This window comes from Glutamicibacter sp. BW77, assembly GCF_002332285.1.
Lineage (GTDB): Bacteria > Actinomycetota > Actinomycetes > Actinomycetales > Micrococcaceae > Glutamicibacter > Glutamicibacter bergerei.
The window spans coordinates 14,138-19,092 of record NZ_NRGT01000044.1 but is presented as its reverse complement, the minus strand read 5'-3'; the positions used below and the strand labels follow the sequence as shown (position 1 = coordinate 19,092).

Annotated in this window: 5 protein-coding genes; 1 reads left to right on the top strand and 4 read right to left on the bottom strand. The window is 50.3% G+C overall.

All coding sequences use genetic code 11. The annotated features are described in order from the left end of the window. Positions 1-34: 34 nt before the first annotated feature. The 4 genes from CIK74_RS18480 to CIK74_RS05440 all read right to left on the bottom strand — a co-directional run bounded on the left by CIK74_RS18480 (position 35) and on the right by CIK74_RS05440 (position 2,488). The gene (locus CIK74_RS18480; protein WP_141392878.1) at positions 35-199 is read right to left on the bottom strand and encodes a hypothetical protein; all 165 of its coding nucleotides are present in this window, start codon (positions 197-199) and stop codon (positions 35-37) included. A 182-nt stretch (positions 200-381) separates the two neighbouring features. Next, complete coding sequence (locus CIK74_RS05450) at positions 382-1,062, bottom strand: hypothetical protein (protein WP_205738256.1); 681 nt, start codon at positions 1,060-1,062, stop codon at positions 382-384. Positions 1,063-1,186: 124 nt separating this feature from the next. Next, a complete protein-coding gene (locus CIK74_RS05445; RefSeq protein WP_096254765.1) occupies positions 1,187-1,861 on the bottom strand; it encodes a DNA-binding protein in 675 nt (224 codons plus the stop codon). 219 nt (positions 1,862-2,080) lie between these two features. Beyond that, positions 2,081-2,488, bottom strand: a complete 408-nt coding sequence (locus CIK74_RS05440; protein WP_096254764.1) for a hypothetical protein — start codon at positions 2,486-2,488, stop codon at positions 2,081-2,083. A 969-nt stretch (positions 2,489-3,457) separates the two neighbouring features. On the opposite strand from CIK74_RS05440, the gene CIK74_RS05430 reads away from it, so the two are divergent. After that, the gene (locus tag CIK74_RS05430) at positions 3,458-4,123 is read left to right on the top strand and encodes a hypothetical protein (RefSeq protein WP_096254762.1); all 666 of its coding nucleotides are present in this window, start codon (positions 3,458-3,460) and stop codon (positions 4,121-4,123) included. Positions 4,124-4,955 lie beyond the last annotated feature (832 nt).

Genomic DNA, 4,955 nt, shown 5'->3' with positions numbered 1-4,955 from the left:
TGGAGTCCAGCCCTCACCTTTTAGTCCGTTTGAACTATCCGTCCTTTTTCTGACGATGCATCTCAAATTTACGGGTGGTGTCCATCTCTGGATGAGCGGCTTTATTTTTTTTGCTCATCCGGGAGATAAAGACGATGAAAAAACAAACGACAATAACGCCGACAACTATTGCAATGATGATTCCAGTCATTGGATCCATTGCGAACCTCCTATCGATACTGGTTGGCCTAGCAGATGTTAAGGGAAACCCAGCCTAGAATAGCCGTATACGAAGTGGCGATACCTGCTAGAACTCCGACCTGCGCGCCGGTGAGAATGTAACCCGCAATTACCACGGTTCCGGTTCCACCAGTGACGGCTGCCAGAACACCAAGTGTCGTTTTAGAAGGCAGTATCCAATCCTTCGCCAAATGCGAAGTCTTGCGGATTACTGGAGAGAATATCGAGCGCGTAGTGGCCATCGCGGCGACGATCTTCATCAAAACCGGCCCACGCAGGATGGCTCAGGTCTGATAGTTGGTTGTTGAGGCCGATGATCCGAGACCGGTCAGATCCTTGCAGCTCCGGTACCAGTGCGAGCGGATCACCTAAAATCGTCGATAACAAGGCGGCATCTTCAAGATGCCGCTCCCGGTCCCTCGTGTCCTCCCGATACGCGGCCCCCTTCAACACCAGTGCTGCTAAGGGACTAGGGATACTCAGCGTAGTGATAATCGCGCCCTTGGAATCCACGATCTGACAGCTGGCAGTGCGCTTCAAGGCCTGCATTCCAGCGGAAACCTGGAATGGTTCCCGCCCACCGATCGTCAAAGGTGGCTTGGAAATTCCGTGATCAGCGACCATCACGTCGATAGTCTCCTTGAACCCATCTTGATATCTGATGAAACGGTGAGCTGGCGAGCTTTTGCGCAACGGCAGCTGCAATTCATATCCGAGTTGGGAAAGCGTACGGCTCACTTCAGGTCCAGATACTGCTCCGGTTTCCACATGAAGCACCAGGTCAACGTCGGTGGTTGGCCGGGTGACGGGAACCTTCGCTATGGCAGCATGTAGCTGCACCATGAGCCCTCCTACGAGGGTCCATTTTGAGGTATCGAATGCTTGGGCCAGTTCCAAACACTGGGGCCAGGGAGATGGCCACCCTCCCACAGGGAGTTCGACGCTGACCGTTTGACGTGGGGGTGACTTATCGGGCATGTAGCAACTCTTCAATCTTGGCGCGTCCGGCAGATCGCTCGCGGGTGGAATGTGAGTCCTGCAGATCGACTGCGATGGCTGCAGTTGGCACGTGTCCATCATTCAGCGGAAGGACGAAGTTGAGTTCTCTGATCACTATGTCACCTGTTGGGTCTTCTCTGAGACCCAGTTTCTTGGCGTTTTTATCGATAAACCCGGCCTTTGCGTAGCCTTCAAACGCACCGGCTCCAGAGGCAAGATTGAATGAATTAGCTATACGAGGATCCGCCAGAAGCCCGGTGCCCGTAACGGCCATAGCTTTGGAAAGCATTTGCTTCGCAGAATCGCTTCCCCTGAACCGGCGCGAAGTAGCTCGATTTCGTGCCAATTGCTGGAATTCCTCCGCAGAAACGCTGGCCAGCCTTTTCCGCAGTCTCCACAGTTCGCTTGAGGAAAGCCAGGTTACTTTTTGACCAGAGAGCAGGAACAGTGCGGCCCACGCGGTTTGCTCTGTCCATAAGCGTCCCGAGCGCTTACCATCGCGCTTAACGCGGTGCACTGAGCCAGCATCGATCAGGATTGTCCGGCCAGCCACCCCGGCTTGTTCAAGGCGTGCATTTTTCAGCATCTTTCTCACAGCTTCGGTGGTGACTTTCAAGCACTCTGCAGCTTCCCGTGTAGTCATTGTCTCCATGACACAAAGGTACCGATAAGCCAACCATTGTGTCAATTGGGTGTAGTCGCCAATAAAGTAGCTAGTTACTAGCGGATCCCATTCGCATCAACCACTCTGGCACGTCAATAGCGCCAATCCGCTCACACTTAAAAATTACAGAGACAGACAATATCCCCCTAGCAAAAGGAGGTCATTTTCTCGCGGCAAAGAAAAATTAGTGTAACCCAACTAGCGCTGTCGTTGGCGAATAACCCATCCGACCACATAGACAACAACCAATGGCGCTAGGCCAAGAAGCCAAGCGTCAGGAAGTAATGCGAATTCTGAACCGGAGAACAGCGCATCGAAGGTAGCACTGATGAATCCAGATAATAACCAACCCAAAGTAACACCGACTATTGCCCTCGAAGCAGGCGACCAAACCTTAAAATTAGCCATTAACAAGGCCGTCAAGAATGCAATTACTAAAACAATGACCGTCATCAGGGCTAGATAGATGGCATATGCCACCTGGCCACTGAGCATGACAACCGCAATGAGCAGAAACGAGATGCCTACGGAAAGCCCCAAGATCGTCAGTGACTTATCGTTTCTTGTATGAGAATCTGCATCCGCATTGGCTATTTCATACTTCATCGCTGCTCCCGATCTCTGTGCTTGACCCAAGCGTAGGCAATAGTTCGGATCCTAGCGGCGAAGCCAAACCAGTTTTGCCGAAAGCCGTCGCCGTACACCCAACCCGGAAAGTCGTCTGGGTGCTACTACTGGGCAACTGCACTTGACCAAAGAATTTCGCGTAAATCTGGTCGCTTAAAGGCAGGGCTACCGTGGTTCAACACTACCTACGGGACAGGGATGAGCGCGATATTGACTCCACCTCACTGGTTCCGGTACCCCAACGACGTAGCCCACCTCTACGTGCCACGGAGAGCCGCCAATGACGAGATGACGAGCCCAAACAGTGATTTGGCGTATCGGAATCTGCGCTACTTTCCTGATGTCCTGGAAATCGTCAACGCCCCTCGCGACAAGGGAGGCATGGCTGGCTAAGAACTATATGTCGAAAGTGCAACCGGAGGCTGAACCTGCAGAGCAGGTCGAGCCGACGATATCCACACGAGCCGCGAATAGTAGACTTTTCGAGGAAACTTGGGCTTTAGGCGTTGTTAGGAAAGAGATTGGAACAGCGGCCTAAGATATTCAGCCCATACGCGACTAGGTCGCGACCCAGCATTCCTTCGAGCTAGAAGTCCCTGAACAATACCTTCCACTTCGTTGGACCGTCAGAGAAAACGATCCCACAAGCTAACACAAGGCAAAAACGTGGAAATGTTAGTGGTTGCCTCCAAAACGCGCGCATCTCCTGACATCGGTCTCGGCTCCAGTTTTGGAAGTTTAGTGAGGATTAGAGTCACTGGCAGTCTTCGGTAATGCGCATTTCAGCCCAGTAACGAAATGCCGACGTCATCGAATTAAAACGCGCAGTCCAAGTAGAGGTTTGTCGGCAATTCTCCCGGCGTGTCTTTTACTCATAAATAAAAATTCGGGATATATTTTCACTTTGAATGTAATGAAAGATCATCCTTCATCTTCTAAAGGAGCATTATGCATATATCTGCTAAGCGGGCTATCTCAGCCATGGGAGTGCTGGGTCTGGCCTTCTCGCTCTTCGCGGCTCCGGCTTCAGCCGGAGTAACTGTCTCGGGCGACGGAAAAGAAGCTAACTTCAAAACTCTCCGCACGAATTTAGATAAGGAAGATCGCCTCAAGTTCGAAAAACTCTCCACTGATCAGCAGGAGAAAGTTCTTGCGGCTGCTCTCAACCCAGAGTCTATTTTCAAAGCCGGCACCGGCGATTGGAAAGAGGTGCAAGAAACTACACTGACGGGATCTGTTGCTTCTCCAAGTAATACTGCATTGACTGGCATTGCCCAAACCGCTGCGGTGAAGAAAAAAACTGATACCCACAAGAAAACGTGGAAGTTATTTGGTGTCAAGTACGCCTCACTTGAGGCTCGAATGACTTATCAGTACAACGGCAAGACGGTTACCGCTATCAATAGTTGCGGAGGATTCTACTCGAATCTCATTCCTCTGCGAAAAATTCAGTCGATTCCAACGCCATATTTTGAGAGTAAAAAAACCAAAGCTGTCTGCGAAATCACTTGGCAAGTTTCGAAAGTCGGAGGTTTAATGGAAGGCAAGTCAGTACAAGGCCTAAGGCTGGATGGAAAGGGATCGCGCGTTGCATTCTGGGACTACGATGCTTGAGCTAAATCTATTGGAAGCTGTTCTCATAACAGCTTGGATCGTGGTTGTTTTCCTGACGATTTGGAATTTACTCAAGAATAAGTCGTTCAAGAATCTTATAACCCTGATTATCGCAGTATTTGTACCGATTGCGGGGACTTTACTGGGGCTACTAGTGGGTGGACATGAATTAATGACTCGCTCAAAAGCCCGCCGCGTGTAACTGCAACCGATGTTTCTGCGTAGCAGCGACTTATCTGAATCAATGAAGTCTATTCATGACCGTGTTCCCAGTGACCCAGCCGAAAGAATTAATTCCATTCGTCTGAATCGCCGACGGTAATTCATAGACAAATCCTCGATATATTTCTACCATGATTTTTCAGTTCTTGAAGGGGAGAGGCCCTACTCAACCACGCACCGGGTCTTCGCCAGCTGACCGGTGAGAGCATTCGTTTGTAGGCCATTGTAACTGCGGCTGAACAGCTCCATGTAGGTGTTCCAGAATGTTCTGTAGTCTTTGAAAGTTCCGATCGGAAAGAACAACCTGTCCTTCGATCGAACTTACAAGTTCAACGGATTCGAGACCAGCTGGACAGCAGCTCCCAGCCAAGACGTCAAGACTAAATCGGGATCATTCAACGTCGCCCCGTAAATCTCAGTTTTAGAGAAATGAGTTTGCAATGGCTGGATTCAACACGATGCAAGTCATCGTTGTCCTCGTAGTATCGATATTGATAATAGCGATCGCTTGGTACTCGATCAAGCGAATTATTCGTTGGTTTTCACGTCGCAAATCGAAGTCTTCACAGACGTACGAGCTGTAATACGCTCAAACACAGAGGAGGCCAAG

Coding starts and splice junctions, on each gene's coding strand:
- CIK74_RS18480 (WP_141392878.1), bottom strand. CDS start 199: ATGGATCCAATGACTGGAATCATCATTGCAATAGTTGTCGGCGTTATT.
- CIK74_RS05430 (WP_096254762.1), top strand. CDS start 3,458: ATGCATATATCTGCTAAGCGGGCTATCTCAGCCATGGGAGTGCTGGGT.
- CIK74_RS05440 (WP_096254764.1), bottom strand. CDS start 2,488: ATGAAGTATGAAATAGCCAATGCGGATGCAGATTCTCATACAAGAAAC.
- CIK74_RS05445 (WP_096254765.1), bottom strand. CDS start 1,861: ATGACTACACGGGAAGCTGCAGAGTGCTTGAAAGTCACCACCGAAGCT.
- CIK74_RS05450 (WP_205738256.1), bottom strand. CDS start 1,062: ATGGTGCAGCTACATGCTGCCATAGCGAAGGTTCCCGTCACCCGGCCA.